Source organism: Streptomyces sp. SID5464, from assembly GCF_009862985.1.
GTDB classification, from domain to species: domain Bacteria; phylum Actinomycetota; class Actinomycetes; order Streptomycetales; family Streptomycetaceae; genus Streptomyces; species Streptomyces chartreusis_D.
Genome location: NZ_WWIQ01000075.1, coordinates 214,632 through 240,731, shown reverse-complemented (window position 1 = coordinate 240,731; position 26,100 = coordinate 214,632). Strand labels below are relative to the sequence as shown.

The window sequence follows — 26,100 nt, the reverse complement described above, 5'->3', positions numbered from 1 at the left end:
CTGCCTACCGTCGAGAAGGCAGGTCAAGGACGGAGGTCGGCGTGAGAAGCAGCGGCGACGGTACGGCTGGGGGTGGCCCCGAGCGCAGTCTCAGGGCGAGCGGTCCGTACCCTCCCCCGGGCTCACGGCTCCGCCCGAGCGGGGGGCGCCCCCAACCGGGCGGCGTGGCTGATCACGTTCCGCAGCGACCGACGGCCGTGCCGAGCAGCGGAGGGACGACGTCCATGGCGTCCGAGCAGATCGGCTATCGCGGCCCCACCGCCTGTGCGGCCGCCGGTATCACCTACCGGCAGCTCGACTACTGGGCCCGCACCGGCCTCGTCGAGCCGAGTGTGCGCCCCGCCTACGGGTCGGGGACGCAGCGGCTGTACAGCTTCCGGGACGTCGTCGTCCTGAAGATCGTCAAGCGGTTCCTCGACACCGGGGTGTCGCTCCAGAACATCCGCACGGCCGTCCAGCACCTCAGAGAACGCGGTTTCCGCGACCTGGAGCGGATGACGCTGATGAGTGACGGAGCGACGGTCTACGAGTGCACCTCGCCGGACGAGGTCCATGCCCTGCTCCAAGGGGGTCAGGGCGTCTTCGGGATCGCCGTCGGTGTGGTGTGGCGGGATGTCGAGAGCGCGCTGTCCCAGCTGCACGGCGAGCGGATCGACACCGGCGAGACCCTGGTCGGGCCCAACCCTGCGGACGAGCTGGCGCGGCGGCGGAACCGGGCCGTCTGAGTCGTCCGGCAGGGCGGTGGCTTCGTGGTTGTTACCGGCGGGACGTTTCCGCGCCGGGCTGCAAGCGCTTTCTCCCGGGGGCGTAGGTGCGTTGGCGGGGGCGTTGTCAGTGGCGTAGGGCAGCATCGGAGATGTGAGAACCGCGCCCACGATCCTGCATCTCGACATGGATGCCTTCTTCGCCTCGGTGGAGCAGGCGTCCAAGCCGAGTCTGCGCGGGAAGGCCGTCGTCGTGGGCGGGCTCGGGCCGCGGGGTGTGGTGGCCACGGCGTCGTACGAGGCCAGGGTCTTCGGTGTGCATTCGGCGATGCCGATGGGGCAGGCCCGGCGGCTCGCGCCCCATGCCGCGTATCTCGTGCCGCGCTTCGGTTTCTACAAGGCGATCAGCGAGCGGGTGATGGAGCTGCTGCGGGCGTTGTCGCCGCTGGTGGAGCCGCTGAGCCTGGACGAGGCGTTCGTGGACCTGGAGGCCGGTGGAGCGGCCTGGGACGAGCAGTCGGCGCGGCTGGTCGGAACGCGGTTGCGCGCGGACATACGGGCCGTCACCGGGCTCACGGGGTCGGTGGGGCTCGCCGCCTCCAAGATGCTCGCGAAGATCGCTTCGGAGCAGGCCAAGCCGGACGGACTGGTGGTGATCGAGCCGGGGACCGAGCGGGCGATGCTGGGGCCGATGTCGGTGCGGACGTTGCCGGGGGTCGGGCCGGCGACCGGTGACCATCTGCGGCGGGCCGGGATCACCACGGTCGAGGAGATCGCCGAGGCGGGGGAGGACGAGCTGGTCCGGCTGCTGGGCAAGGCGCACGGGCACGGGCTCTACGCCATGGCGCTGGCGCGGGACGACCGGCCTGTCGTGGCGGAGCGGGAGGCGAAGTCGGTGTCGGTCGAGGACACCTACGACGTGGACATCCACGACCGGGTGCGGGTCGGTCTAGAGGTGCAGCGACTGGCCGATCGGTGTGTGCGGAGGCTGCGCGGGGCGGGGCTGTCCGGGCGGACCATCGTGCTGAAGGTGCGGCGGTACGACTTCTCGACGCTCACCCGGTCCGAGACGCTGCGCGGACCGACGGACGATCCCGGGGTGATCCGGGAGGCGGCGGCCAGGCTGCTCGACTCGGTCGACACGACGGGCGGTGTGCGGCTGCTCGGGGTGGGCGTCAGCGGTCTCGCCGACTACACGCAGGAGGATCTCTTCGCGCAGGCGGCGGGGGAGCGGGCGGAGACGGAGGGGCCCGTCGAGAAGGATGCCGTGGCGCCGGTCGAGGAGCAGCCGGCGCTCGCCGAGCGGCGGTGGCCCGCCGGGCACGACGTACGGCACACCCTGTTCGGGCACGGGTGGGTGCAGGGCAGCGGTCTGGGGCGGGTCACCGTGCGGTTCGAGACGCCCGGCTCGGAGCCCGGGCGGGTGCGGACCTTCCGCGTCGACGATCCGGACCTGGAGCCGGCTGATCCGTTGCCCCTGGTGTTATCGAGACCGGAGGAGAGCCCTGGGACGGAAGGTGGGGCCGGAGCCGTGGGGCTGCGGTCCGCTGCTCCATAGGTGGCTTGCCGGGCTTCAGGCCGTCTCGTCCGTGCCCGCCAACTTGCCGAAGTCGCGGTCCGCGAGAGGGGGAGGCGCGGTGACGTCGAGGCCGTAGTGGTGGTAGAGCTGCAGCTCTTGCTCCGGGGAGAGGTGGCGGCCCACGCCGAAGTCGGGGGCGTCCTTGATCAGGGCGCGGTCGAAGGGCACGTGGAGGGCGCCGTCGATCAGTTCGCTGGGCTCGAGGGGGACGAAAGCGTCCCTGCTGAACAGGCCGGTCCGTATGGCCGCCCATTCCGGCTCGCCGGTGGCGTCGTCGAGGTAGACCTCGTCGATCGTGCCGATCCTGGTTCCGTTGCGGTCGAACGCCTTGCGGCCGATCAGGTTGCGCGGATCGATATCGGTTCGCACGGGCCCTCCACATGGGTCGCAACTCATCCGTAAGCACAACAAAACGGCACAATCGGAGAGGTGGCCACTCGAAGGTTCGTCCGTGAGCCTCGCTGGTACGCTGGCAGCGGCTGCTGACCCCGTGCGGGAGAGTCCTCCAGACACCATCGGAGGCGCCGAAGGAGCAAATCCTCCCCGGAATCTCTCAGGCTCACGTACCGCACGGACGAGGTCACTCTGGAAAGCAGGGCGGGTGTCGACGGCTTCCGCTCTCACCGACGGTGAAAGCCGGAGGCCTTCGGGCGATCCGGTGAAGCTCTCAGGTTGAGATGACAGAGGGGGAGGCCGTCCGGGTACCCGTGCCGTGGTGCCCCTCGAAGGTCGTGTCAGACCAGGAGGCCTCCGCAAATGACCGCCCATCGCATCCCGCTCTCCGAACTCGAAGAGGCAGTCCCCTTCGAGCAGCGCCACATCGGCCCCGACCACGAGGCCTGTGCCAAGATGCTCGCGCAGGTCGGCTACGGCTCGCTGGACGAGCTCACGGCCGCCGCTGTCCCGGCCGTGATCAAGAGCGCCGAGGCGCTGGACCTGCCGGGCGCCCGCAGCGAGGCCGAGGTGATCGCCGAGCTGCGCTCCCTCGCCGACCGCAACCAGGTCCTCGGCTCCATGATCGGGCTCGGGTACTACGGCACGTTCACGCCGCCGGTCATCATGCGCAACGTCATGGAGAACCCGGCCTGGTACACGGCCTACACGCCGTACCAGCCGGAGATCTCGCAGGGGCGGCTCGAGGCGCTGCTCAACTTCCAGACGATGGTCGCCGACCTCACCGGACTGCCCACCTCCGGTGCCTCCCTGCTCGACGAGGGCACCGCGGCCGCCGAGGCCATGGCGCTGTCGCGGCGCCTCGGCAAGAACAAGAAGGGCCTGTTCCTGGTCGACGCGGACGCCTTGCCGCAGACCATCGCCGTGATCCAGACCCGGGCCGAGCCGACCGGCGTCGAGGTCGTCGTCGCCGACCTCGGCGAGGGCATTCCCGCCGAGATCGCCGAGCGCGAGATCAACGGCGTGCTGATCCAGTACCCGGGCGCCTCCGGGGCCGTACGGGACATCAAGCCGGTCGTCGACCAGGCGCACGAGCTCGGGGCGCTCGTCACCGTCGCCGCGGATCTGCTCGCCCTGACGCTGCTGAAGTCCCCCGGTGAGCTCGGCGCGGACATCGCCGTCGGGACGACACAGCGCTTCGGCGTGCCGATGGGCTTCGGCGGTCCGCACGCCGGTTACATGGCGGTCAAGGACAAGATGGCGCGCAGCCTGCCCGGGCGGCTCGTCGGCGTGTCCGTGGACGCCGACGGGAACAAGGCGTACCGGCTGGCGCTCCAGACGCGTGAGCAGCACATCCGCCGCGAGAAGGCCACCAGCAACATCTGCACCGCCCAGGTGCTGCTCGCCGTCATGGCCGGCATGTACGCCGTCTACCACGGGCCGGAGGGCCTCAAGGGCATCGCGCGGCGCACCCACCGGTACGCCACGGTCCTCGCCGCCGGGCTCGCGAACGGCGGGGTCGAGGTCGTGCACGGGTCCTACTTCGACACCCTGACCGTGCGCGTCGCGGGCCGGGCCGCCGACGTCGTGGCCGCCGCGCAGGAGAACGGGGTCAACCTGCGGCTCGTCGACGCCGACCACGTCTCGATCGCCTGCGACGAGACCACCACGCGGGCCCAGCTGCGTGCCGTATGGGCCGCCTTCGGGGTCGAGGGCGTCGTCGAGGCGCTGGACGCGGCCACGGAGGACGGGCTTCCGCAGGCCCTGCTGCGGACCGACGAGTACCTGACGCACCCCGTCTTCCACCAGCACCGCTCCGAGACCGCCATGCTGCGCTACCTGCGCCGGCTGGCCGACCGCGACTACGCGCTCGACCGGGGCATGATCCCGCTGGGCTCCTGCACCATGAAGCTCAACGCGACCACGGAGATGGAGCCGGTCACCTGGCCCGAGTTCGGGCAGCTGCACCCCTTCGCGCCCGCCGAGCAGGCCGGCGGCTACCTCACGCTCATCCGTGAGCTGGAGGACCGTCTCGCCGAGGTCACCGGGTACGACAAGGTGTCCCTCCAGCCGAACGCCGGGTCGCAGGGCGAGCTGGCCGGTCTGCTCGCCGTACGCGGGTACCACCGGGCCAACGGGGACGAGCAGCGCACCGTGTGCCTGATTCCCTCGTCCGCGCACGGGACCAACGCCGCGAGCGCGGTGATGGCGGGCATGAAGGTCGTCGTCGTGAAGACCGCCGAGGACGGCGAGATCGACGTCGAGGACCTGCGGGCGAAGATCGAGCAGTACCGCGACGAGCTGGCGGTGCTGATGATCACGTACCCGTCCACGCACGGCGTGTTCGAGGAGCACGTCTCCGAGATCTGCGCCCAGGTGCACGAGGCGGGCGGGCAGGTCTACGTCGACGGGGCCAACCTCAACGCGCTCGTCGGACTCGCCAAGCCGGGGCACTTCGGCGGGGACGTCTCGCACCTGAACCTGCACAAGACCTTCTGCATCCCGCACGGCGGTGGCGGCCCCGGTGTCGGTCCGGTGGCGGTGCGTGAGCACCTCGCGCCGTACCTGCCGAACCACCCGCTCCAGCCCGAGGCGGGCCCTCACACGGGTGTCGGTCCCATCTCCGCGGCGCCGTGGGGCTCCGCCGGCATCCTGCCGATCTCCTGGGCGTACGTCCGGCTCATGGGCGGCGAGGGGCTGAAGCGGGCCACGCAGGTCGCGGTGCTCAGTGCCAACTACATCGCCAAGCGCCTGGAGCCGCACTACCCGGTGCTCTACACCGGCCCCGGCGGGCTCGTCGCGCACGAGTGCATCATCGACCTGCGCCCGCTGACCAAGGCGACCGGGGTGAGCGTCGACGACGTCGCCAAGCGGCTGATCGACTACGGCTTCCACGCGCCGACGATGTCGTTCCCGGTGGCCGGGACGCTGATGATCGAGCCGACCGAGTCGGAGGACCTGACCGAGCTGGACCGGTTCTGCGAGGCGATGATCGCCATCCGTGCGGAGATCGAGAAGGTCGGCTCCGGCGAGTGGCCCGCGGACGACAACCCCCTGCGGGGTGCCCCGCACACCGCCGGGACCCTCGCCGGCGAGTGGGAGCACGCATACAGCCGTGAGGAGGCCGTCTTCCCGGCCGGGGTCTCGACCGCCGACAAGTACTGGCCGCCGGTGCGCCGCATCGACCAGGCCTTCGGCGACCGGAACCTGGTCTGCTCCTGCCCGCCGCTGGACGCCTACGAGGACTGATCGGCCGCCCGGTCGTCCGGGCGCAGGAGAGGGGCCCCGCACCGCGGAGCCCCTCTCGTCATTCGGCGGCGAGGGACACCTCGGTCGACTTGATCAGGGCGACGACGGGGGTTCCGGCCGACAGGCCGAGGTCGTCCGCGGCGTCCCTGGTGATCGCGGCGGTCAGTTCGCCGCCTTCGACGGTGACCCGCACGGACGCCATCGCGTCACCGGTGGCGATGCCTCTGACCGTGCCGGGGAGCCGGTTGCGGATGGAAAGGCCCTCGACGGGGGCGGTGGCCAGCGAGACCTCCGTCGACTTCACCAGGGCGCGCACGGCGGTGCCCGGCGTGAGACCGAGGTCGTCCGCCGCCTCGCGGGTGATCGCCGCGGTGAGGGCCTGGCCGCCGGTGAGGCGCACCCTGACGATCGCCATGGCCTCGCCCGGCGTGACGGCGGTGACGGTGCCGGGAAGCTGGTTGCGGATGCTCAGGCTCATGGGTGCACGGTAGCCCGGCGAGCCCCTTATGCCGGGTATGCGTGCGTCTGCGTCGCCTTGACCGTCGCCCATACCGCGGCGCCGGGATGCAGGTCGAGTTCGGCCGCGGCGACCGTGGTGAGGTCGGCGGTCAGGGGGAGTTCGCCGGTGAGGTCCGCGCGGATCTGGTCGCCGTGCGTCTCCAGCCCGGCGACCTCGCAGCGCCACAGGTTGCGGGCGCTGGAGCCGGTGGGGCGCTCCCGGTACAGCGTCACGGCGCCGGGCGGGAACGCCACGAAGGCCGGGCCCGAGAGCTCTTCCGTGGTCGTGACGGCCGGGCCCGCGTCGAGCCGGACGGCGTGGCCCTCGGCCCGTCCTCGGTAGAGGTTGAGGCCGACGAGCCGGGCGATGTAGTCCGTGCGGGGGTGGCGGGCGATGTGGGAGGGCGTGCCCTCCTGGACGACGTGGCCGTGCTCGACGACGACCAGGCGGTCGGCCAGCACCATGGCGTCCAGCGGGTCGTGCGTGACGAGGACGGCCACGGCCTCGAACTCGGCGAGGTGGCGACGGAGCTGGGCGCGCACCTCCAGGCGGGTGCGGGCGTCGAGCGCGGCGAGGGGTTCGTCCAGGAGCAGCAGCCGGGGCCGGGTGGCCAGGGCACGGGCCAGCGCCACGCGCTGGGCCTGGCCGCCCGACAGACGGCGGGGCTTGGCGCCGGCGTGGTCGGCCAGGCCCATCCGGTCCAGCCACTCGGCGGCCTGGGCGCGGGCCTCGGCCCTGCCGGCGCCCCGGCAGCGCGGCCCGAAGGCGACGTTGTCCAGGGCGGTCAGGTGCGGGAAGAGCAGGTAGTCCTGGAAGACGACGCCGACCGGGCGGGACTCGGGCGGCGTACGGTCCAACGGCCTACCCTCCAGCACCAGATGCCCCGAGGTGAGCGGGGCGAGGCCGGCGAGGGCGCGCAGGGCGGTGGTCTTGCCGGCGCCGTTGGGGCCGAGCAGCGCGACGACGTCGCCGGGGGCGGCGGTGAGGGCGACATCGAGGCGGAAGGAGCCGCGGTCGACGACGAGGTGGGCGTCGAGGCCCTCGGTGCGGAGGCCGGGGGTTGGGCCGTCGCGGTCGGTCGTCTCGGTCATGAGGTTCGCGTCCAGGTGGTCAGGGGGGGCAGAGGGCCGTCATCCGGTTCCGGGCCGTGCCGGCAGGCCCTCGTCCGGCAGTCGGTCCCGGACATCACGACGGCGTCATCCAGCGGTCGCGCAGGGCCGCCAGTACCGCGATGGACACCGCCAGCAGTACCAGGCTGAGGGCGATCGCCGCCGCCGGGTCGTTCTGGAGAGCCAGGTAGACCGCCAGCGGCATGGTCTGGGTGCGGCCCGGGAAGTTGCCCGCGAAGGTGATCGTCGCGCCGAACTCGCCGAGGGCCCGTGCCCAGGCCAGCACGGCACCGGCCGCGATGCCCGGCGCGATCAGCGGCAGGGTGACCCGGCGGAACGCGGTGAAGCGGGAGGCCCCCAGGGTGGTGGCCGCCTCCTCGTAGCGCGGGTCGGCGGCCCGCAGGGTGCCCTCCACGCTGATGACGAGGAACGGCATCGCCACGAACGTCTCGGCGAGTACGACACCCGTCGTGGTGAAGGGCAGGGTGATCCCGAACCAGGAGTCGAGCCACTGCCCGATGACGCCGTTGCGCCCGAAGGCGAGCAGCAGGGCCACACCGCCCACCACCGGCGGCAGCACCAGGGGCAGGGTCACCAGGGCCCGGACGAAACCCCGGCCGGGGAACCGTGTGCGGGCCAGCAGCCAGGCCAGCGGTACGCCGACGACCAGACTCAGGCCCGTCGCCGCCGTGGCGCAGAGGAGCGACAGCCGGAGTGCCTCCCACACCTCGGCACTCGTCAGCTGCTCGGGGAGGCCGCGCCACGGCGCCCGTACGAGCAGGGCGATCAGAGGCAGGAGCAGGAACGCCAGGCCGACCAGGGCGGGCACCAGCAGGGGCACCGGCACCGCTCGTGCCCGGCCACGGGTGCGATCGCGGCGGGGCCGGCTTTCCAGCGTGTCGGTCACGGCTTGAGGAACCCGGCCTCGGAGAGCACCCTCTGGCCCTCGGCGGATCGCACGAGGGCGACGAACGCCTTCGCCGTCCCGGGGTTGGGGGCGTTCTTGAGCAGGGCGATCGGATAGTCGTTGACGGCCTGGGCCGACTCGGGGAACTCCACGCCGTACACCTTGTCACCCGCCGCCCGCACGTCGGTCCGGTAGACGACGGCGGCGTCGGCCTCCTTCAGCTCGACCTTGGTCAGGGCGCTCTTGACGTCCTGTTCGTACGAGACGGGGGTGAGCTTCAGGCCGCCGGTGTCCAGCGCCTTCTGGGCGGCGGCGCCGCACGGCACGGTCTTGTCGCACAGGACGACCTTCAGGCCGGGCTTGGTGAGGTCCTTCAGGGAGGAGATCCGGTCGGGGTTGCCCGGGGGCGTGGCGATCTCCAGCCGGTTGCGGACGAAGGTGACCGGCGTGTCCGCCGCGTCCTGCTTGTCCGTCACGGTCGCCATGGTCTTGGCGCTGGCGGCGGCGAAGACATCGGCCGGGGCGCCGCTGGTGATGCTGGCGGCGAGGGTGTCGCTGCCGCCGAAGTTGAAGGTGACCTTCGTGCCCGGGTGCTCCTTCTCGAACGTCTTGCCCAGGGCCTTGAAGCTCTCCTCCAGGGAGGCGGCGGCGAAGACGGTGACCGTGCCGGAGGGTTTCGAAGGGGAGGAGCCCTTGTCCGAGCCGGTGCCGGAGGAGCAGGCGCTCAGAGTCAGCAGCGCGGCTGCGGACACACCGGCGACCTGGAGGATCCGGCGGGTCCGGTGCGCGGAACGGGTCATCTCGGGGCCACTCCCTCGGTGTGCGGGGGAAGAGCCGCTGGGCTCCTCCGATACGCCGATCATACTGACGCATCTGCGAGGCGTAGGTCTGCTGTGGCTTCGCATGAGCCAGGGGAAGAGGGCTGCTGGGTGTGTATGTGCGTTCCTACGGACCTCAGACCCGGTCGATATGGACGTTCGTCGACTTCACGCGGGCCGTCGCCTCCATGCCGACCTCCAGGCCCAGTTCCTCGACGGCCTCGCGGGTGAGCAGGGAGACGAGGCGGTGCGGGCCGGCCTGGATCTCCACCTGGGCGGCGACGTCACCGAGCTTGATCGCGGTGACGATGCCGGGGAAGGCGTTGCGGGCCGAGGTGTACGGGGTGTCCTCCTCGGCGGTGCCGGACCTGGCGAGTTCCACCGAGAACGCGGCCAGGTCCCGTCCGTCGACGAGCCGCCGTCCGGCCTCGTCGCGATGGGTGGTGATGCGGCCCGCGTCCGCCCAGCGCCGGGCGGTGTCCGGGCTCACGCCGAGCAGTCGTGCTGCCTGGCCGATCGTGTAGGACTGCATGCCGGTCACGATAGGGGCGTGGGACGGGAACGGCGGATGCGGGGTTGGCCGTTGGGTATAACGCGATATAGCGTTAGTCGTCGAGTGGGTGGGCCGGGTGCGTGCCCGGGGAGAGTCGGGGAGAAGTGATGACGGGGGAACTCTCGCGTACCGGTGGATCGCCCGAGGTGAGGGCCTCGCACGCGGACCGGGACCGGACCGTGGACGTGCTGCGCGTCGCCGCGGGGGACGGCCGGCTCACCCTGGAGGAGCTCGACGAACGGCTGGAGGCCGCGCTGTCCGCCCGTACGGTGGGCGAGCTCGCGGTGCTGACCGCGGATCTGCCCGCAGTGGCGGGCGGGACCGGCGTCGACGCCCAGGAGGTCGTCCGGATCGAGCAGGAAGGGTCCTCGACCCGGCGCGGTGACGGCTGGGTGGTGCCGCGGCGGCTGGAGGTCCGGTCGGCGTGGGGCGAGGTGACGCTCGACTTCACCGACGCGGTGATCACCCAGGACACGCTGCACATCGACCTGGCCATGCGGGCCGGGGCCCTGAAGCTGCTGACCCGGCCGGGGGTCGTGGTGGACACCGGCGCGCTCGTGACGAACTACTCCCAGATCAAGGCGCGTGCGGCGGCGGACGCCCCGGTCGTGCTGCGGGTACGGATCACCGGCGAGATCAACTACGGGCAGATCGTGGTGCGCCCGCCCCGCAGGGGCTTCGGCCGGCGGAGACCGACGGCCTGACTCAGCCCACGTGCACCCTCGGCCGCCGCTTCCGGTCCGGTTCCGCCTCGCGCAGGACCTCGCGGGTCACCGGGGCGACTTCGCCCTGCCCGAACAGGAAGAAGCGCAGGAGGTTGGCGAAGGGGCCCCCTTCGGTCCACTCGAAGTAGATGTGCGGGGTGCGGCCGGTCATGTCCCGGACGTGCAGGAGGAGCGCGGCCAGGGCGTTGGGGATGGAGGAGGACTCCAGGGTCAGGACGCGGTAGCGGCCGTGGAGTACGTCGCCGCGTACGGTCAGGCCCGCCTCGAACTCGGACGGGTCGGTGACCGTCACCTCGACGAAGACGAAGTCCTCCTGCCCGGATACGTCGTTGTCGTGCCGGATCTGCTCGATCTTGTCGCGGTACTCGGCGATGTCGCGCCGGTCGGGTTCGTTGGCGATGAACCGCATCCGTCGGCTGGCCATGTCCCGGACGAAACGCTCCGCCATGGAGTCCAGCGTCACGCTGGTCACGCGGAGTTCGAACGACCGGGCCAGCCGGGACAGCAGGGAGACCAGGATGATGCCGGCGATGAAGCAGGCGCCGATCTTCACGCCGTCCGGGCGCTCGATGACGTTCGCGACCGTCGTGTAGAGGAACACCGCGGAGATGACCGCGAAGGCGATGGTCCAGTTCCGCTGCCGTGCCTTGCGGGCGGCGATGGTCACCGCGATGGCCGCGGAGCTGATGAGGACCAGCACACCGGTGGCGTAGGCGCCGCCCTGCGCGTTGACATCGGCGTCGAAGATCCAGGTGACGAGGAAGGCGATCAGCGTGAAGACGATGACCATGGGGCGGACGGCCCTGGCCCAGTGCGGTGCCATGCCGTAGCGGGGGAGGTAGCGCGGCATCAGATTGAGCAGGCCGGCCATCGCGGAGGCGCCGGCGAACCACAGGATGGCGATCGTCGAGGCGTCGTAGACGGTGCCGAAGGTGTTGCCCAGGTACTGGTGCGCCAGATAGGCCAGCGCACGCCCGTTGGCCTGGCCGCCCGCCTCGAACTCCTTCTCCGGGATGAGGAGCGTGGTGATGAAGCTGGTGGTGATCAGGAAGCCGCTCATGATGAGGGCGGCCGTGGTGAGCAGTTTCTTCGTGTCGCGGATGCGGCCGGCCGGCCGTTCCTCCGTGTCGTCCGGGTCGCCCTTGACGTGCGGCATCACGGCCACGCCGGTCTCGAACCCGGAGAGGCCGAGGGCCAGCTTCGGGAAGACGAGCAGGGCCACGCCGATCATGACGAAGACATTGCTGTGCTGAGTGGTGAGGGCACCGGCCCAGTCGGTGACCACATGGCCCGCGGTGACCACGTGGTAGAAGCCGACGGCCACCACGACCACGTTGAGCGCGAGGTAGGCGCCCACCAGGGCGACCGCGACACCGATGGCCTCCAGGAAGCCCTTGAGGAACACCGCGCCGAGCAGTGCCACGAGGACGAGCGTGATCAGCATCTGCTTGTCGTGCAGGACGCCGGTCAGATGAGGGTTCTCCACGAGGTGGGTGGATGCGTCGGCGGCCGACAGGGTGATGGTGATCAGGAAGTCGGTGGCGGCGAAGCCCAGCAGGGTCAGCACGAACAGCTTGCCCTGCCAGAAGGAGAGCAGCCGCTCCAGCATCGCGATCGAGCCCTCGCCGTGCGGGCTCTCCTCGGCCACCCGGCGGTAGACCGGCAGGGCGCCCGCCAGGGTGACGATGACCAGCACGATCGTCGCGACCGGCGACAGCAGCCCGGCGGCGAGCGCCGCGATGCCCGGCTGGTAGCCGAGCGTGGAGAAGTAGTCGACGCCGGTCAGGCACATCACCCGCCACCAGCGCTGGCCCTTGTGCGGGGGCTCCGGTTCGGCATGGGGCCCGGTGTGGCCGCCGCCCTTGCCCATGTCGGACAGACCCTCCAGCATCCAGGCGCGCAGGCGACTGGGTGGAGCGGGCTCCGTACGGCTCGGCGGCGGGTGCTCAGTGGTGGCCATCGACGTGCTCCCGATGTGCGTTCAGCATGATTCCGGCCATCACTGGACGGCCCGATCAGCGTAAGCGGAGCGTGATGCGATGGCCTGTGGATGAGGTCACTGAGCGCGTCAAGCTTCCGTTAAGACTGGCCGCCGGGGCGGCGGATCTGCGCCGTGAACGTCAAACCACGAGCTGAGAGCATGTTGGGCGGTCGCCGAGCCGCGTATTCCGTTATGCGGGCGACGGTCCTGCGCCGGCCGAGGGGTGAACACCCTCCGTGATCGCGGACGCGGAGGGCGTCGGGTATCGGTCTTCTTGTCGCCGGAGTGGGTGACACCTGCAGGGCACCTTCGTAACGTTCGCCAAGTGACCCGAATGTTTCGTCCCCCAGCATCCATGTGCGGGCTCCCACAGCGCACCCGGCTCTCCTTCTATTACCTCGTCTGCTCCCTCAGTTCCACCTCCTCGGTCCTTCGAACCCGAGCCGGTGCGCGACGACTTCGATGGGGTGCGCCCAGCCGGTCACGGCACGCTTGTCTTCTCGCTCGGCGGAGGCGGCGAACGACTGGTCCGCATGCGTCCCCGCCTCCGTCCGACCGCTCCTTCCGGAAGGCCGCGGAAAGTCGACGCTCGGCCCAGCCTCCTTCAAGCCCCGTGTGCCGGTGACAGATTCACCGTGCACAAGGGGTTGCCACCGTTTGGCGGCTGTCTCTAGGGTGCGGCAACAACGAAGCTTTCTGGATCTCTTTCGAAACTTTCGATCCAGTGGACGGACGCGGTAGCGCCGTCCCGTACCCAAGGAGCGCATGATGGGCGACCCGGCACTGTCCCGCCGCGGCTTCCTGGCGGCCTCCGCCGCGGCCGGTCTGGGAATGGCACTGACCGCATGCGGCGGGGACTCGGACGGAGGGTCGTCGGGGACGACCACGATCGAGTGGTGGAACATCTCCACCACCGAGCCGGCCAAGACCGTCTGGGCCGCCCTCGCCCGGAAGTTCGAGGCCCAGAACCCCAAGGTCAAGGTAAAGATCGTCCAGATGGAGAACGACGCCTACAAGTCGAAGATGACGGCGTTGACCTCCTCGGGCAAGCTGCCCGACATCTTCCACACCTGGGGCGGTGGCGTACTCAAGCAGCAGGTCGACGCAGGCCTCGTCGAGGACCTCACGGACAGCACCAAGCCGTGGGGCGACGCCCTGCTCCCGGCCGCCCGGGAGCCGTACCTGATCGACGACAGGGTCTACGGCATCCCGTTCGACATCGGCATGATCGGCTTCTGGTACAACAAGGCGCTCTTCGCGAAGGCCGGCATCAGCGCACCCCCGACCACCTGGAACGGCTTCCTCGACGCCGTACGCAAGCTGAAGTCCGCCGGTGTCACGCCCCTGGCGCTGGCCGGCAAGGAGAAGTGGCCCGGCATGTACTACTGGGCCTACCTGGCGATGCGCACCGCCGGTGTCGAGGCCCTGCAGAAGGCCTACGACGACAAGGACTTCACCAGCGCCCCCTTCGTCGAGGCGGGAGAGCACCTGAAGGAACTCGTCGGCCTCCAGCCGTTCCAGAAGGGCTTCCTCGGCGCCGCCTACTCCACCCCCACCGGCCAGGCCGCCGCCGTCGGCAACGGCAAGGCGGCCATGGAACTCATGGGCCAGTGGGCGCCCGTGGTGCAGGCCGACGCGGGCAAGGGCCTCGGCAAGGACCTCGGGTTCTTCCCGTTCCCCGCGGTCGAGGGCGGCAAGGGCGCCATCACCGAGGTGTTCGGCGGAGGCGGCGGGCACGCCCTGCGCCGGGGCGCCCCGCAGGAGGCCGTCGACTTCCTGAAGTTCTTCGCCTCCGAGGCGACCGACCTGGAGCTGGTCAAGAAGACCGGCGTCCTGCCCGTCGTCCCGGCGGCCGAGAGCGCCATCGCCGACCCCAACATCAAGGCCGTACAGGAGCAGCTGAAGAAGACCACCGGCTTCCAGCTCTACCTCGACCAGGCGTACGCGCCCGCCGTCGGCCAGGAGGTCAACGACAGCGTCGCCGCGCTCATCGCCGGTTCCCGGTCGCCCGAGCAGGTCGGCCAGTCGATCACGAAGACCGCGAAGGAAGAGCAGTAACCGGCGATGACCTCCACGTTCCTGCCGGACAAACGGACCGGCCGCGACGCCGGCCTCCCGCCCCCGGCCGCGGACCGCCCCCGGAGCCGGGCCCGGCGACGGGTTCTGAACTGGCTGACCGCGGCCGGCTTCCAACTGCCCGCCCTGGTGCTGTTCATGGGGCTCGTCCTGCTGCCGATGCTGTTCGCGCTGTACGCCGCGTTCTTCCGCTGGGGCGGCTTCGGCATGCCCTCCGACTACGTCGGCGGCGAGAACTTCACCCGGCTCTTCCAGGACGACGTCTTCCTGGGCGACCTGTGGCGCTGCCTGGTCCTGGTGGTGCTGTCGCTGGTCATCCAACTGCCGTTCGCGCTCGCCATGGCCGTCCTGCTCAACCAGCGGATGCGCGGCCGGGCCGTGTACCGGATGCTGTTCTTCGCCCCGTACGTCCTGTCCGAGGCCATCACCGGAATCCTCTTCGGCATGATCTTCGCCCCGGACGACGGCTTCGCCGACCAAGTCCTCGGCAAGATCGGACTGGAGGGGCTGGGCGGGGAGTGGTTCGCCGATCCGTCCACCGTCATGGCGACCCTGTTCCTCGTCATGACCTGGAAGTACTTCGGCTTCCACATGATGCTGTGCCTGGCCGGGCTCCAGGCCGTCCCCCGGGAGCTGACCGAGGCGGCCCTCATCGACGGGGCCGGCCCATGGCAGCGCTTCCGCAACGTGACGCTGCCGCTGCTCGCGCCCACCCTGCGCATCAGCGTCTTCCTGGCGGTCATCGGGTCCATCCAGCTCTTCGACCTGGTGTGGGTGACCACCGCGGGCGGACCGGACCACCACTCCGAGACCATGGCCGTGACCATGTTCCAGTACGGGTTCAAGCGCTACCAGGTCGGCTACGCCAGCGCGATCAGCGTGGTCATGTTCGCCATCAGTCTCGTCTTCGCCCTCGCCTACCAGCGGTTCGTGCTCCGGCGCGACCTGGAAGGGGCCACCACGACCATGCGGGGAGACGGAAAGTGACGCACAGTCGGACATCCCGCAGGGGCAGGAGCCTCCCTCTGCACCTCGTCCTGGTCCTCGTCGGCGCGGTCATGGCCGTCCCCCTGGTCTACGCCGCGCTCTCCGGCTTCAAGTCCACCGACGAGCTCTCCCGCAACCCGGTCGGTCTGCCCGAGTCGTGGGTGACCTCCAACTACACCCAGATCCTCGGCTCGGGGGACTTCTGGCGGCTGATCGGCAACAGCACGCTGATCGCGGTGGGCACGACCGTGCTGGTCGTCGCGGTCTCCGCCCTGTCGGCCTTCTCGTTCGCGCGGTTCGCCTTCCGCGGCCGGGAGGTGCTGTTCACGCTGTTCACGATGGGGCTGATGTTCCCGTTCGCGGTGGCGGCCCTGCCGCTGTTCCTGCTGCTGCGGTCCCTGGACCTGCTGGACAACCCGCTCGGCGTGATCCTCCCGCAGGCCGCCTTCGGGCTGCCGATGACCATCATCATCCTGCGCGGCTTCTTCCGGCAGATCCCGGGCGAGCTGGAGGAGGCGGCGACGCTCGACGGGTGCAGCTCGTTCGGCTTCTTCTGGCGGGTGCTGCTGCCCATGGCGCGGCCCGCGCTCGGCACCGTCTCCGTGCTGGCCGTCGTCACCAGCTGGAACAACTTCTTCCTGCCGCTGCTGGTGTTCACCGACGCGCAGTGGTGGACGCTGCCGATCGGGGTGCAGCAGTACCAGGGGCAGTACTCCGCGGAGTACGCCAAGGTCTTCGCCTATCTGGTGCTGGCCATGGTCCCTGCCCTGGCCTTCTACTCGGTCGCCGAGCGCCAGCTCGTCGGCGGCCTCACCGCGGGCGCCACCAAGGGCTGACGCGCGCCGCGAACGTACGGCTCTGTTCTCCCCATCCCTGTCGTGAGGAGTCGCACCATGCGCAAGAACCGTCTGAGACTCGTCGGCGCCGTCACGGCGCTTCTGGTCGCCGCCGGCATCGGCGTCGGCTCGCCCGCCCAAGCGGGTCACCAGCAACCCACCCTCGCCGATCTCGCCCAGCGGCACGGCCGCTACTTCGGCAGCGCCACCGACAATCCCGAGCTCGTCGACGAGCCGTACAAGGCCCTGCTCGGCAGCGAGTTCGACCAGATCACCCCCGGCAACGGCATGAAGTGGTACGCGACCGAGCCCGAGCAGGGCGTGTTCGACTTCTCCAAGGGCGACGAGATCGTGAACCTCGCCCGCGCCAACCGGCAGAAGGTGCGCGGCCACACCCTCGTCTGGCACAGCCAGCTGCCGGAATGGCTCACGGAGCGGGAGTGGACGGCCCCTGAGCTGAGGGCCGTGCTGAAGAAGCACATCCAGACCGAGGTACGGCACTACCGGGGCAAGGTGTTCGCCTGGGACGTCGTCAACGAGGCGTTCAACGAGGACGGTACGTACCGGGAGTCGGTCTTCTACAAGACGCTCGGGCCCGGTTACATCGCCGACGCGCTGCGCTGGGCGCACCAGGCCGATCCGCGCGTGAAGCTGTACCTCAACGACTACAACATCGAGGGGATCGGCCCGAAGAGCGACGCGTACTACAAGCTGGCCAAGGAACTGAAGGCCAAGGGCGTCCCGCTGCACGGAATCGGCCTCCAGGCCCATCTGGCCCTCCAGTACGGCTATCCCTCCACACTGGAGGACAACCTCCGCCGCTTCTCCCGGCTCGGCCTCGACACCGCGCTCACCGAGGTCGACATCCGGATGCAGCTGCCCGCGACCGAGGAGAAGCTGGCCCAGCAGGCCGAGTGGTACCGGGACCTGACCGAGGCCTGCCTGGCGGTGCGCCGCTGCGTCGGAGTCACCCTCTGGGACTACACGGACAAGTACTCGTGGATCCCGGCGTTCTTCCCCGGCGAGGGCGCGGCCCTGCCGTGGGATGAGCAACTCACCCCGAAACCGGCGTACTTCGCGCTCCGTGAGGCGCTCGGGGGGAGGTAGCGGGGGCGGGGGACCTGCCGCAGGGGGTGCTGTGGGGGCACCGGTTGGTCCGGCCTTGGCGGGCGGTGGGGCGCGGCCCGCCAAGGCCGACGGGTGGCGTCGGGCCTTGCGCCGGTGCGGGATCGGTTGTCTTGTCGGGGCCGGGTCGGTGCCTTCGCTGGTGCTGGGTCGGGTGTCTTGCGCCGGTGCGGGGTGGGTCGGGTGTCTTGTCGGGGCCGGGTCTCTGCCTTCGCTGGTGCTGGGCCGGGCGGCTTTCGCCGGTGCTGGGTTGGGTGTCTTGTCGGTGCCGGGTTGATGCCTTCGCTGGTGCTGGGCCGGGTGCCTTCCGCCGGGGCTGGGTCGGCGACCTCCCCGGTGCGGGGCCGGGTGGTTCTCCTCGGTGGTGGGTTCGCGTTCCCGTCGGCACCGGGCCGCGCGCTCCTGTCGGCGCCCGGCCCGCGGCGCCCCCGGCCGGCTTCCGCCCAGTCGGGTGAGTGCGTCAGGCACGTCCCGGTGGGGGTGCCGTGCTGGCCCGGACCACCAGGTCGGTTCCCAGTTCCACCCGGGGTGACCCGGGCTGTTCGTCGCGGGTGAGCTGGAGGACCGTGCGGACGGCCAGTTTGCCCATGTCGGCCAGGGGCTGGCGGACGGTGGTCAGGGGCGGGGCCGACCAGCGGACTTCCGGAAGGTCGTCGAAACCGACCACGCTCATGTCCTGCGGCACCCGCAGCCCTCGTCGGCGCAGTGCCTCGATCGCGCCGAGTGCCATCTGGTCGCTGGCCGCGAACACGGCGGTCGGCGGCTCGGGCAGGCGGAGCAGGGCGTCGCAGGCGGTGAAGCCGGACTCGGGGCGGAAGTCGCCGGGGACGACGAGGGACTCGTCCATCGCGATGCCGGCGCCTTCCAGAGCCGCGCGGTAGCCGTCCAGCCGGGCCCGGGAGCACAGCAGCCGGGGCGGCCCCGCGATCAGACCGATCCGGCGGTGGCCCAGGGACAGCAGGTGCTCGGTGGCCGCCATGCCCCCCGACCAGTTGGCGGCACCGATGGTGGGAGCCTCCAGGGCGGGTGAGCCCGCCGGGTCGACGACGACCAGCGGGACGCCGAGAAAGCGCAACTCCTCGTGGAGCGTCGGCTCCAGGGCCGAGGTGACGAGGATGACGCCGTCCGAGGCCCGCGCCCGGAGGTTGCGCATCCACTCGCGGGCGTCGCCCGAGTGCCCGTGGATGGCCGACACCACCGTGCCCGCCCCGGCCGCGTGCGCGGCCTCCTCGACCCCGCGGATGATCTCCACGGCCCAGGGGCTGTCGAGGTTGTTGAAGACCAGGTCGAGCAGGCCGGCACGGGTGCCCGGGGTCCCGGGGCGCTTGCGGTAGCCGTGCCGGCGCAGCAGATCCTCGACGCGGGCACGGGTCTGCGGCGACACGTCGGACCGGCCGTTGACGACCCGGGACACGGTCGGTACGGACACGCCGGCCTGCCGGGCGATCTCCGTGATCGTGACCTTGCCCCCGGCCTCACCTGCTGCCACTGGCCCCACCTCCGTCGACGAGTGACCCCGAAACTTCCAGGAGTCTTCCGGAAAACGGGCATCCGGGGGAAGGCGTACCAGCAAGGCGTACGAGCCATGAACGGGGCGTCGCAGGAAGTGACGTGGAGTGACGACTCCCGCCACACGCGTCGGGGCCGGTTCGCAGGGTGCCCCGCGGCCGGCCCCTCATGTGTGCGGGCGGGACGTCACGCCGCCCGACGACCTCAGGCGGCCGTCATCACCTGGCTGGAGGCCAGCGGACGGTGCGGGGCGATGATCCTGCCGTCCGGCAGGAGCTCGCCGGTGTCCTCGAAGAGCACCACACCGTTGCACAGCAGGCTCCAACCCTGCTCCGGGTGGTGCGCCACGAGACGGGCGGATTCCCGGTCGGCGGATTCGGCTGACGGGCACGGAGTCTGGTGCTGGCACATGGGTGGGATCTCTCGCTGTGTCGTGGTGGATGAGATGAACGAGTCGGCCGAGTCGGCTGAGTGGGCTGTCGAGTCTGTTCCGCGGCTAGAAGTGTCGTTCATGGCCGCCCCCCGTTGTGATAAGTCGTCGGAACCCAGTGTTGCCCCACGGGCGTCGATCCGCAGGGATTTCGCGGCACCGCTTCTCACAGGTTCATGACGCGTCACCCGCGCGGATGGTTCATCCCAACTGGACTGTCACTTCGGATGGTTCGTGGTGGCCGAATGGGGCTAGTCCGGTCGGGCAGACGGTCGATTCCGGCTCGTACGAGCTATTCAGTGCTCGTACGAGCGGGAAAGGGCGACCGAGCGGAAAAAGGGCGACCCCGCCGCCGGAGAATTCGGCGACGGGGTGCGGAGGGCTTCGGTGCGGAGACTTTCGGGGCGCGGCGCTTCAGGCGGGTGAGCCGAGCAGCCGCGTCGGAGTCACCCGGTGGGTCAGCACCGGGAGCAGCTCGGCGACGCGGTGCGGGCGATGGGCCGCGATACCGGGAGGTGCGGGGGCGAGTGGGACGAGCAGATCGGTGGCGGCGGGATGGCCGGCGGCGCCGTCGGCGGTGCAGTCCTCGTGCAGCCAGAGCGTCAGCATGTACAGGCCGGGCACGGACAACAGGCGCGGCTGGTACGGCTGCGGCATCGTCTCGGCCTGGCGCAGGGCACGCTCGGTGGAGGCGATGTACGGGCCCTCGAAGAACCGGGAGAAGGCCCAGCCGTCGGGGGTCAGCACGGTGTCCGCGGCGGCCACCGCACCGTCGCCGCAGCGGATCAGGAAGCGCCACCCGGCCAGCCGGGTGGCCGACACCCCCTCGGCCGTGACGCGGTCGAGGACGTGGACGGGCAGGGGGAGCTCCGCAGTGGCGGGTCCCTGGGCGCGGAGCAGGGAGGGAGTTCGGGCCTCGACGACCGCGGTGGGAGAGGAGAGCGCAGTCAGTACGGAACGGAGTGCGGGCGCGGGAGCCGGGGGGACATGCAGCGGCATGGTGGGTCGCCTCTCATTTCAAAGGCACGGTGGCACGAGGGCGGGGGCGGACGGCGCTGTCAGCTCACGAAGGTCAGAGAGGCAGGGGCCGGGGTCTCAAGAACGAGAGGGGGGTGGGGTCCGCCGAACAAGGCCTCGACGGCATGACCCATCGACCGTGGGCGCCAACCTTCTGCCTGTTCGCGGAGTTTATACGACACGGGTTCAGACTGTGTTTCGTCTAGCCGTTTCCGGTGAGTAGAACAAGGGTACATTCGGTCGGCGATACGCGAGAATTATCCCGATTCCACGCGGGTGTGTGCGGCGATGACCTCGGCGAATGCCCGCGGGGCGGTCGGCCTATTCTCGTCGGCGTTTTTCACGAGTTCGCGTGATCCCGAAACCCGGGCTTGACGCGTCATGCCGAGTGAATGTGCCACCGGTCATACGTGACCAGCGTAGCGGTCGACGGGTCCGTCCGGGACGTTATCGATCGCTTTCGCTGGGCATCCTCCACCTGACCGGGACCCCGGCGGCCGGATCTTCGGCCCGCATCATCCGAGGAGGGACGCATCGATGGGGGAGAAGGTCGTGGCAGGCCGGTTCGACCTGTCCGATCGCCAGCGCTACCGCGACAAGCTCCGTCGGTGCCTGACGGGCTTGGAGCGACTCCTGGCGGAGAAGCGGTTCGATCGCCCCAAGAACCTCATGGGGCTGGAGATCGAGTTGAATCTCGCGGGCGCCGACGGCATGCCGAAAATGTTGAACGCGCAAGTCCTGGAGCGTATCGCGAGCCGCGATTTCCAAACAGAACTCGCCATGTTCAACCTGGAAGTCAACATTCCCCCACACCGTCTGGGAGGTCGGGTATTCGACCGGCTCGCGGAGGAACTCCGTACGTCACTGGCATATGCCGACCGGAAAGCCGGTGAGGTCGATGCGGGAATCGTGATGATCGGTATTCTGCCGACCCTCGACCGGGACGACCTGGTGTCGTCGAACCTCTCCGACGTCGACCGCTACACCCTCCTCAACGACCAGATCGTGGCCGCCCGCGGCGAGGAGTTCACCCTCGACATCGCCGGCGTGGAGCACCTCAGCTGCACCTCCAAGTCCATCGCGCCGGAGGCCGCCTGCACCTCCGTGCAACTGCATCTCCAGGTCACCCCCGCCCGCTTCGCCGACGTGTGGAACGCGGCCCAGGCGGTCGCCGCCGCGCAGATCGCCGTCGGCGCCAACTCGCCGTTCCTCTTCGGCCGTGAGCTGTGGCGCGAGTCGCGGCCCCCGCTGTTCCAGCAGTCCACCGACACCCGCCCGCCCGAACTCCAGGCCCAGGGCGTCCGGCCACGCACCTGGTTCGGGGAGCGCTGGATCACCTCGGCGTACGACCTGTTCGAGGAGAACCTGCGCTACTACCCGGCGCTGCTGCCGATCTGCGACGACGAGGACCCGCTGGAGGTGCTCGACCAGGGCGGCACCCCGTCGCTCGCCGAGCTCGTCCTGCACAACGGCACGATCTACCGCTGGAACCGCCCGGTGTACGGCATCGCCGACGGCGTCCCCCACCTGCGCGTGGAGAACCGCGTCCTGCCCGCCGGGCCCAGCGTCATCGACGTCGTCGCCAACGCCGCGTTCTACTACGGCGTCGTCCGCGCCCTCGCCGAGGAGGCCCGGCCGGTGTGGGCCCGGCTGCCGTTCGAGGCGGCCGCCGCCAACTTCGACGCCGCGTGCAAGGACGGCATCGACGCCCGCTTCACCTGGCCCCGGCGCGGCCGCTACGGCGGCACCGCGCAGGTCGACGCGGTGAGCCTGGTCCGCGACGAACTGCTGCCGCTCGCCGAGGCCGGGTTGGACGCGTGGGGCGTGGAGCCGGCCGACCGCGACCTGTACCTGGGTGTGATCGAGGAGCGGTGCCGGCGCAGGGTGAACGGGGCGAGCTGGCAGGCCGCGACCTTCCACAAGGCGCTGGACGCGGGCCACTCGCGCGGGTCCGCGCTGGCCGCCACGACCCGGCGCTATCGCGAGCTGATGCACAAGGGGGAGCCGGTGCACACCTGGCCCGTGGGGCTGCCGGAGCCGGTGCCGTTGGGTTGACGCGCCGCTGGGCCGGTGCACCGCCGGCCTCATACTGATCCGACAGGTCGGTGAAGTGGAGGCAGGTGTGCAGGCGGAGGCGGGCCCGGTGGCCGACGATTCCATTCCCCAGCAGCGTCTCTCGCGGCGGATGCTCCGCAACGAGACGCTGCTCGTGCTGGCGCTCTCGCTGGGGGCGAGCGGAGTCTCCGCCCTGATCAGCTTCATCGGCTCGGTCACCAAGCCCGGCGGGCTGAAGGACCAGGCGGCCACGATGAACGCCTCGGCCGCGCCCGGCCGTCCCTGGCTCGACCTGGCCTGGCAGCTCTTCGGGATCACCACCGCGCTCGTGCCCGTCGTACTCGTCGCGCACTTCCTGCTGCGCGAGGGCGCGGGCCTGCGCGCCATCGGGTTCGACCGCACCCGGCCCTGGCCCGACCTCGGCCGCGGGGCGGCGATCGCGGCGGTCATCGGCAGCACGGGCATCGCCTTCTACCTGGCCGCCCGCGGCCTCGGCTTCAACCTCACGGTGGTCCCCGAGGCGTTGCCCGCCGTGTGGTGGAAGTACCCCGTGCTGATCCTCTCGGCGATCCAGAACGCGGTACTGGAGGAAGTGATCGTCGTCGGCTACCTGCTGCGCCGCCTCGGCCAGCTGGGCTGGACGCCGACGGCCGCGCTGGTCGGCAGCTCGGTCCTGCGCGGCTCGTACCACCTCTACCAGGGCATCGGCGGCTTCATCGGCAACATGGTCATGGGCGTGGTGTTCGTCTACCTGTACCGACGCTGGGGTCGGGTGGGCCCGCTGGTGGTGGCCCACTCGCTGCTCGACATCGGTGCCTTCGTGGGCTACGCCCTGCTGGCGGGCAAGGTCGGGTGGCTTCCGACGGCGTGAGACACCCGGGGGAGGGGCGTCTCAGGCCAGCAGCTCGCCCTCGATGACGGTGACCGCCCTGCCGGACAGCAGGGTGCGCTCGCCGCGCAGCTCTGTGCGGACGCGGCCGGAGCGGGGCGAGGCCTGGAGGCCGGTGAGGCGGGGGCTGTCGAGGCGCTCGGACCAGAACGGGGCGAGCGCCGTGTGCGCGCTGCCGGTCACCGGGTCCTCGTCGATGCCGACGTTCGGGAAGAAGCAGCGCGAGACGAAGTCGTAGCCCCGGTCGGGGTCGTCCGCGCGGGCCGTGGCGATGACGCCGCGCTCGGAGTGGGCGGCGAGGGCCTTGAGGTCGGGGACGAGGCCGTGCACCGTCTTCTCGTCTGCGACCTCGACCAGCAGGTCGCCGATGTTCGGGCCGGTGTCGAGGACCGTGAGCGGCTCGGTGCCCAGGGACTCGGCGAGGCCGTCCGGCGGGTCGATCCGGGTGAGGGGAGCCGTCGGGAAGTCCAGCGTGACGGAGCCGTCCTCGGCGGGCGTGGCGGCGAGGACGCCGCTGCGGGTGGCGAACCGTACCGGGCCCACGTGGATGCCGGTGGTGTGCAGGACGTGGGCGGTGGCCAGGGTCGCGTGGCCGCACATCGCGACCTCGGTGGCCGGCGTGAACCAGCGCAGCGCCCAGTCGGCCTCCCCGCCCTCGGGGAGGGGGTGCGCGAAGGCCGTCTCGGCGTGGTTGACCTCCAGGGCGACGTTCTGGAGCCAGGTGTCGTCCGGGAAGGCGTCCGCGTCGTTCAGAAGAACGACTCCGGCCGGGTTTCCGGAGAAGGGGCGATCGGTGAAGGCGTCGACGATTCGAATCCGCATGCCCCGACGCTAGAGGCTCGCCGAAGCGGCGGACCAAGGCCAATCGGCGAGTCCTGGCCCGATTCACTCACGAGCCTCCTCTCTCGCCAGGCGCTCACCGAGGGCGACGCGGAGCGGTCGCCTGTCGGTCGCCCGGACGGCCAGTGCGCAGGCCGCGAATCCCGCCCCGAGGAGGCTGGAGCCCGCCCAGCCGTAGGTGGTGAACACGGCGGTCGTCGCGGCCGCGCCGAGGGCGGAGCCGAGTGAGTAGAAGACCATGTAGCCGCCGATGACGCTGCTGACGCGGTCCGGATACGCGGTGGTGAGCAGGTGCTGGTTGCTCACGTGCACGGCCTGGACGGCGAAGTCGAGAACCACGATCCCGGCGATGAGGAACCACAGTGACCACGGCAGTTGCGCGACCGCTGCCCAGGAGAGGATGAGCAGGGCGAGCGCGAGACCGGTGACCGGGGCCGCCCGCCCGGCATCCGCCCACCGTCCCGCGCGTGCCGCGCCGAGCGCGCCGGCGAGCCCGGCGATGCCGAACAGCCCGATCTGGCTCTCGCTCAGCTGCCACGGCGGGTCCGCCAGCGGCAGGGAGAGTCCGCTCCACAGGGTCCCGAACGACGCGAACAAGAAGAACGCGATGACCCCGCGCGTGAGGAAGGCACGCTGCCGGAACAGCCCGCCGAGCGAGGCGACGACCTGCCGGTACCCCGCAGGTGGCGTGAGGCGCTCGTCCGTCGGCAGCGCCGCGAGGACGAGGGCTGCGAGCCCGAGTGACAGCACCGCGAGTACGGCATAGACGCTCCGCCAGCCCCACAGCTCGGCGAGAGTGCCGGTGACGACCCGCGCACCGAGGATGCCGACGACGACGCCCGAGGTCACGACACCGATGTTCCGTCCGCGCTCGGCGGGCAGCGACACCGACGCGGCGTAGGCCACGGTGGTCTGCACCACGACCGCGAACACCCCAGCCGCAGTGAGTCCCGCGAACGCCACCCAGGCTGCTGACGCCGAGGCCGTAAGGATCATGCCCACGGCCGTGATCGCCAGGTGCACGGCGATGAGCCGACGCCTGTCGACCACATCGCCCAGCGGCACCAGGAGCACCAGGCCTGCCAGATAGCCGAACTGGCCGGCCGCGACGATCCACCCGGTGAGTTCCGTCGGCACACCGAGGTCGCGTCCCATCGGCGCCAGAACCGGCTGGGCGGCGTAGATGCTCGCCACGGCGACACCACACACCACCGCGAGCAGCAACCGCCGCCACGCGTCCATAGCTCCCCGACCCCAATCAGTAGCAGATTGCAACTGACCTGACCGTACGGCAGAATAGTTTCAATCCGCAACTCATTGGGAGGTGCCATGCCGCGTACCGCCACGCGCGCCTCGAACCCCGACTGGACCGACCCCGGCTGCCCCGTCGCCCGCACACTCGACCTCGTCGGCGACAGGTGGAGCCTTCTCGTCGTCCGTGACGCGATGGACGGGGCGCGATCGTTCACCGAGTTCCAGCGCCGGACCGGCATCGCCCGCAACATCCTCACGGACCGACTGCGCAAGCTCACCGCTCACGGGGTCCTCGTGCAGCGCGCCGCACCATCGGGGCGCCGCCAGGAGTACGTACTCACCGATGCCGGCCGCGACCTCTTCCCGGTCATCGTCACCCTGCGCCAGTGGGGAGAACGCCACGCCTTCGCCCCCGGCGAGACTCACTCCACCCTCGTCGACCGGTACGGCACCCCCGTGCCGGAGATCGTGCCGACCGGCGCCGACGGCACGCTCCTCGGCGCCGAGACCACCCGCGTGCAGAAGGTCTGACGGAGGTGTCCCCGGGCGGCAGGCGATCTTCTCT

Annotated in this window: 23 protein-coding genes and 1 riboswitch; of the genes, 11 read left to right on the top strand and 12 right to left on the bottom strand. The window is 70.7% G+C overall.

Annotated features, from left to right (window positions below; translation table 11 throughout):
- Nucleotides 1–41 precede the first annotated feature (41 nt).
- Both GTY47_RS37430 and GTY47_RS37425 read left to right on the top strand, forming a co-directional pair.
- Entirely contained in the window at nucleotides 42–725 is a 684-nt protein-coding gene (locus tag GTY47_RS37430) for a MerR family transcriptional regulator (protein ID WP_086012525.1), read from the top strand.
- Nucleotides 726–858: 133 nt separating this feature from the next.
- The gene (locus GTY47_RS37425) at nucleotides 859–2,262 is read left to right on the top strand and encodes a DNA polymerase IV (RefSeq protein ID WP_010041371.1); all 1,404 of its coding nucleotides are present in this window, start codon (nucleotides 859–861) and stop codon (nucleotides 2,260–2,262) included.
- A 15-nt stretch (nucleotides 2,263–2,277) separates the two neighbouring features.
- Here GTY47_RS37425 and GTY47_RS37420 read toward each other — a convergent pair whose 3' ends face one another.
- Nucleotides 2,278–2,652, bottom strand: coding sequence for a PRC-barrel domain-containing protein (locus tag GTY47_RS37420; protein WP_010041368.1), 375 nt, complete (start codon nucleotides 2,650–2,652; stop codon nucleotides 2,278–2,280).
- A 114-nt stretch (nucleotides 2,653–2,766) separates the two neighbouring features.
- Nucleotides 2,767–2,862: riboswitch (glycine riboswitch) on the top strand.
- Between the two features lie 177 nt (nucleotides 2,863–3,039).
- Here GTY47_RS37420 and gcvP point away from each other — a divergent pair.
- Nucleotides 3,040–5,925: an aminomethyl-transferring glycine dehydrogenase gene (gene gcvP / locus GTY47_RS37415; RefSeq protein WP_010041366.1), complete on the top strand. Its 2,886-nt coding sequence runs from the start codon at nucleotides 3,040–3,042 to the stop codon at nucleotides 5,923–5,925.
- A gap of 58 nt (nucleotides 5,926–5,983) precedes the next feature.
- Here the strand turns inward: gcvP and GTY47_RS37410 are convergent, their stop codons facing one another.
- From GTY47_RS37410 to GTY47_RS37390, 5 genes are all read right to left on the bottom strand, one after another.
- Nucleotides 5,984–6,403 carry a TOBE domain-containing protein gene (locus tag GTY47_RS37410; protein ID WP_010041364.1) on the bottom strand — a complete coding sequence of 140 codons (420 nt, stop codon included), beginning with the start codon at nucleotides 6,401–6,403 and terminating at the stop codon, nucleotides 5,984–5,986.
- A gap of 26 nt (nucleotides 6,404–6,429) precedes the next feature.
- Nucleotides 6,430–7,515 (bottom strand): ABC transporter ATP-binding protein, encoded by a 1,086-nt coding sequence (locus tag GTY47_RS37405; protein ID WP_010041362.1) that lies wholly within the window; start codon nucleotides 7,513–7,515, stop codon nucleotides 6,430–6,432.
- A 94-nt stretch (nucleotides 7,516–7,609) separates the two neighbouring features.
- Entirely contained in the window at nucleotides 7,610–8,440 is an 831-nt protein-coding gene (modB, locus tag GTY47_RS37400) for a molybdate ABC transporter permease subunit (RefSeq protein WP_029181272.1), read from the bottom strand.
- Nucleotides 8,437–9,240, bottom strand: coding sequence for a molybdate ABC transporter substrate-binding protein (gene modA, locus GTY47_RS37395; protein ID WP_010041355.1), 804 nt, complete (start codon nucleotides 9,238–9,240; stop codon nucleotides 8,437–8,439). The genes modB and modA overlap by 4 nt, the downstream gene beginning before the upstream one ends.
- Before the next feature lie 154 nt (nucleotides 9,241–9,394).
- A complete protein-coding gene (locus GTY47_RS37390) occupies nucleotides 9,395–9,790 on the bottom strand; it encodes a helix-turn-helix transcriptional regulator (protein ID WP_010041352.1) in 396 nt (131 codons plus the stop codon).
- Between the two features lie 128 nt (nucleotides 9,791–9,918).
- Between GTY47_RS37390 and GTY47_RS37385 the strand changes: the two genes are divergently transcribed.
- Nucleotides 9,919–10,515 (top strand): DUF1707 domain-containing protein, encoded by a 597-nt coding sequence (locus tag GTY47_RS37385; protein WP_010041350.1) that lies wholly within the window; start codon nucleotides 9,919–9,921, stop codon nucleotides 10,513–10,515.
- A gap of 1 nt (nucleotide 10,516) precedes the next feature.
- On the opposite strand, the gene GTY47_RS37380 is transcribed toward GTY47_RS37385, so the two are convergent.
- The gene (locus tag GTY47_RS37380; protein WP_029181271.1) at nucleotides 10,517–12,496 is read right to left on the bottom strand and encodes an APC family permease; all 1,980 of its coding nucleotides are present in this window, start codon (nucleotides 12,494–12,496) and stop codon (nucleotides 10,517–10,519) included.
- Nucleotides 12,497–13,285: 789 nt separating this feature from the next.
- Between GTY47_RS37380 and GTY47_RS37375 the strand changes: the two genes are divergently transcribed.
- From GTY47_RS37375 to GTY47_RS37360, 4 genes are all read left to right on the top strand, one after another.
- Nucleotides 13,286–14,575: an extracellular solute-binding protein gene (locus tag GTY47_RS37375; RefSeq protein ID WP_010041346.1), complete on the top strand. Its 1,290-nt coding sequence runs from the start codon at nucleotides 13,286–13,288 to the stop codon at nucleotides 14,573–14,575.
- A 6-nt stretch (nucleotides 14,576–14,581) separates the two neighbouring features.
- The gene (locus tag GTY47_RS37370; RefSeq protein WP_010041343.1) at nucleotides 14,582–15,580 is read left to right on the top strand and encodes a sugar ABC transporter permease; all 999 of its coding nucleotides are present in this window, start codon (nucleotides 14,582–14,584) and stop codon (nucleotides 15,578–15,580) included.
- Nucleotides 15,581–15,651: 71 nt separating this feature from the next.
- Entirely contained in the window at nucleotides 15,652–16,416 is a 765-nt protein-coding gene (locus GTY47_RS37365) for a carbohydrate ABC transporter permease (protein WP_231911258.1), read from the top strand.
- Nucleotides 16,417–16,473: 57 nt separating this feature from the next.
- Nucleotides 16,474–17,523 (top strand): endo-1,4-beta-xylanase, encoded by a 1,050-nt coding sequence (locus tag GTY47_RS37360; RefSeq protein ID WP_010041339.1) that lies wholly within the window; start codon nucleotides 16,474–16,476, stop codon nucleotides 17,521–17,523.
- 478 nt (nucleotides 17,524–18,001) lie between these two features.
- On the opposite strand, the gene GTY47_RS37355 is transcribed toward GTY47_RS37360, so the two are convergent.
- From GTY47_RS37355 to GTY47_RS37345, 3 genes are all read right to left on the bottom strand, one after another.
- On the bottom strand, nucleotides 18,002–19,030 hold the full coding sequence (locus GTY47_RS37355) for a LacI family DNA-binding transcriptional regulator (RefSeq protein ID WP_010041337.1): 1,029 nt from the start codon (nucleotides 19,028–19,030) through the stop codon (nucleotides 18,002–18,004).
- A gap of 224 nt (nucleotides 19,031–19,254) precedes the next feature.
- The gene (locus tag GTY47_RS37350; RefSeq protein ID WP_010041334.1) at nucleotides 19,255–19,461 is read right to left on the bottom strand and encodes a DUF5999 family protein; all 207 of its coding nucleotides are present in this window, start codon (nucleotides 19,459–19,461) and stop codon (nucleotides 19,255–19,257) included.
- A gap of 433 nt (nucleotides 19,462–19,894) precedes the next feature.
- Complete coding sequence (locus tag GTY47_RS37345; protein WP_010041331.1) at nucleotides 19,895–20,479, bottom strand: hypothetical protein; 585 nt, start codon at nucleotides 20,477–20,479, stop codon at nucleotides 19,895–19,897.
- A 555-nt stretch (nucleotides 20,480–21,034) separates the two neighbouring features.
- Here GTY47_RS37345 and GTY47_RS37340 point away from each other — a divergent pair.
- Both GTY47_RS37340 and GTY47_RS37335 read left to right on the top strand, forming a co-directional pair.
- Nucleotides 21,035–22,552: a glutamate-cysteine ligase family protein gene (locus GTY47_RS37340; RefSeq protein WP_010041330.1), complete on the top strand. Its 1,518-nt coding sequence runs from the start codon at nucleotides 21,035–21,037 to the stop codon at nucleotides 22,550–22,552.
- A 67-nt stretch (nucleotides 22,553–22,619) separates the two neighbouring features.
- Nucleotides 22,620–23,423, top strand: a complete 804-nt coding sequence (locus tag GTY47_RS37335) for a type II CAAX endopeptidase family protein (protein ID WP_010041329.1) — start codon at nucleotides 22,620–22,622, stop codon at nucleotides 23,421–23,423.
- Between the two features lie 21 nt (nucleotides 23,424–23,444).
- Here GTY47_RS37335 and GTY47_RS37330 read toward each other — a convergent pair whose 3' ends face one another.
- Both GTY47_RS37330 and GTY47_RS37325 read right to left on the bottom strand, forming a co-directional pair.
- Nucleotides 23,445–24,263 carry a PhzF family phenazine biosynthesis protein gene (locus GTY47_RS37330; RefSeq protein ID WP_010041327.1) on the bottom strand — a complete coding sequence of 273 codons (819 nt, stop codon included), beginning with the start codon at nucleotides 24,261–24,263 and terminating at the stop codon, nucleotides 23,445–23,447.
- Between the two features lie 63 nt (nucleotides 24,264–24,326).
- On the bottom strand, nucleotides 24,327–25,523 hold the full coding sequence (locus GTY47_RS37325) for an MFS transporter (protein WP_010041325.1): 1,197 nt from the start codon (nucleotides 25,521–25,523) through the stop codon (nucleotides 24,327–24,329).
- Between the two features lie 87 nt (nucleotides 25,524–25,610).
- Here GTY47_RS37325 and GTY47_RS37320 point away from each other — a divergent pair, with 87 nt between their 5' ends.
- The gene (locus GTY47_RS37320) at nucleotides 25,611–26,066 is read left to right on the top strand and encodes a helix-turn-helix domain-containing protein (protein ID WP_010041323.1); all 456 of its coding nucleotides are present in this window, start codon (nucleotides 25,611–25,613) and stop codon (nucleotides 26,064–26,066) included.
- Nucleotides 26,067–26,100 lie beyond the last annotated feature (34 nt).

Coding starts and splice junctions, on each gene's coding strand:
- modA (WP_010041355.1), bottom strand. CDS start 9,240: ATGACCCGTTCCGCGCACCGGACCCGCCGGATCCTCCAGGTCGCCGGT.
- GTY47_RS37360 (WP_010041339.1), top strand. CDS start 16,474: ATGCGCAAGAACCGTCTGAGACTCGTCGGCGCCGTCACGGCGCTTCTG.
- GTY47_RS37365 (WP_231911258.1), top strand. CDS start 15,652: ATGGCCGTCCCCCTGGTCTACGCCGCGCTCTCCGGCTTCAAGTCCACC.
- GTY47_RS37390 (WP_010041352.1), bottom strand. CDS start 9,790: ATGCAGTCCTACACGATCGGCCAGGCAGCACGACTGCTCGGCGTGAGC.
- GTY47_RS37405 (WP_010041362.1), bottom strand. CDS start 7,515: ATGACCGAGACGACCGACCGCGACGGCCCAACCCCCGGCCTCCGCACC.
- GTY47_RS37385 (WP_010041350.1), top strand. CDS start 9,919: ATGACGGGGGAACTCTCGCGTACCGGTGGATCGCCCGAGGTGAGGGCC.
- GTY47_RS37320 (WP_010041323.1), top strand. CDS start 25,611: ATGCCGCGTACCGCCACGCGCGCCTCGAACCCCGACTGGACCGACCCC.
- gcvP (WP_010041366.1), top strand. CDS start 3,040: ATGACCGCCCATCGCATCCCGCTCTCCGAACTCGAAGAGGCAGTCCCC.
- GTY47_RS37370 (WP_010041343.1), top strand. CDS start 14,582: ATGACCTCCACGTTCCTGCCGGACAAACGGACCGGCCGCGACGCCGGC.
- GTY47_RS37380 (WP_029181271.1), bottom strand. CDS start 12,496: ATGGCCACCACTGAGCACCCGCCGCCGAGCCGTACGGAGCCCGCTCCA.
- GTY47_RS37350 (WP_010041334.1), bottom strand. CDS start 19,461: ATGTGCCAGCACCAGACTCCGTGCCCGTCAGCCGAATCCGCCGACCGG.
- GTY47_RS37375 (WP_010041346.1), top strand. CDS start 13,286: ATGGGCGACCCGGCACTGTCCCGCCGCGGCTTCCTGGCGGCCTCCGCC.
- GTY47_RS37325 (WP_010041325.1), bottom strand. CDS start 25,523: ATGGACGCGTGGCGGCGGTTGCTGCTCGCGGTGGTGTGTGGTGTCGCC.
- GTY47_RS37330 (WP_010041327.1), bottom strand. CDS start 24,263: ATGCGGATTCGAATCGTCGACGCCTTCACCGATCGCCCCTTCTCCGGA.
- GTY47_RS37345 (WP_010041331.1), bottom strand. CDS start 20,479: ATGCCGCTGCATGTCCCCCCGGCTCCCGCGCCCGCACTCCGTTCCGTA.
- GTY47_RS37410 (WP_010041364.1), bottom strand. CDS start 6,403: ATGAGCCTGAGCATCCGCAACCAGCTTCCCGGCACCGTCACCGCCGTC.
- GTY47_RS37340 (WP_010041330.1), top strand. CDS start 21,035: ATGGGGGAGAAGGTCGTGGCAGGCCGGTTCGACCTGTCCGATCGCCAG.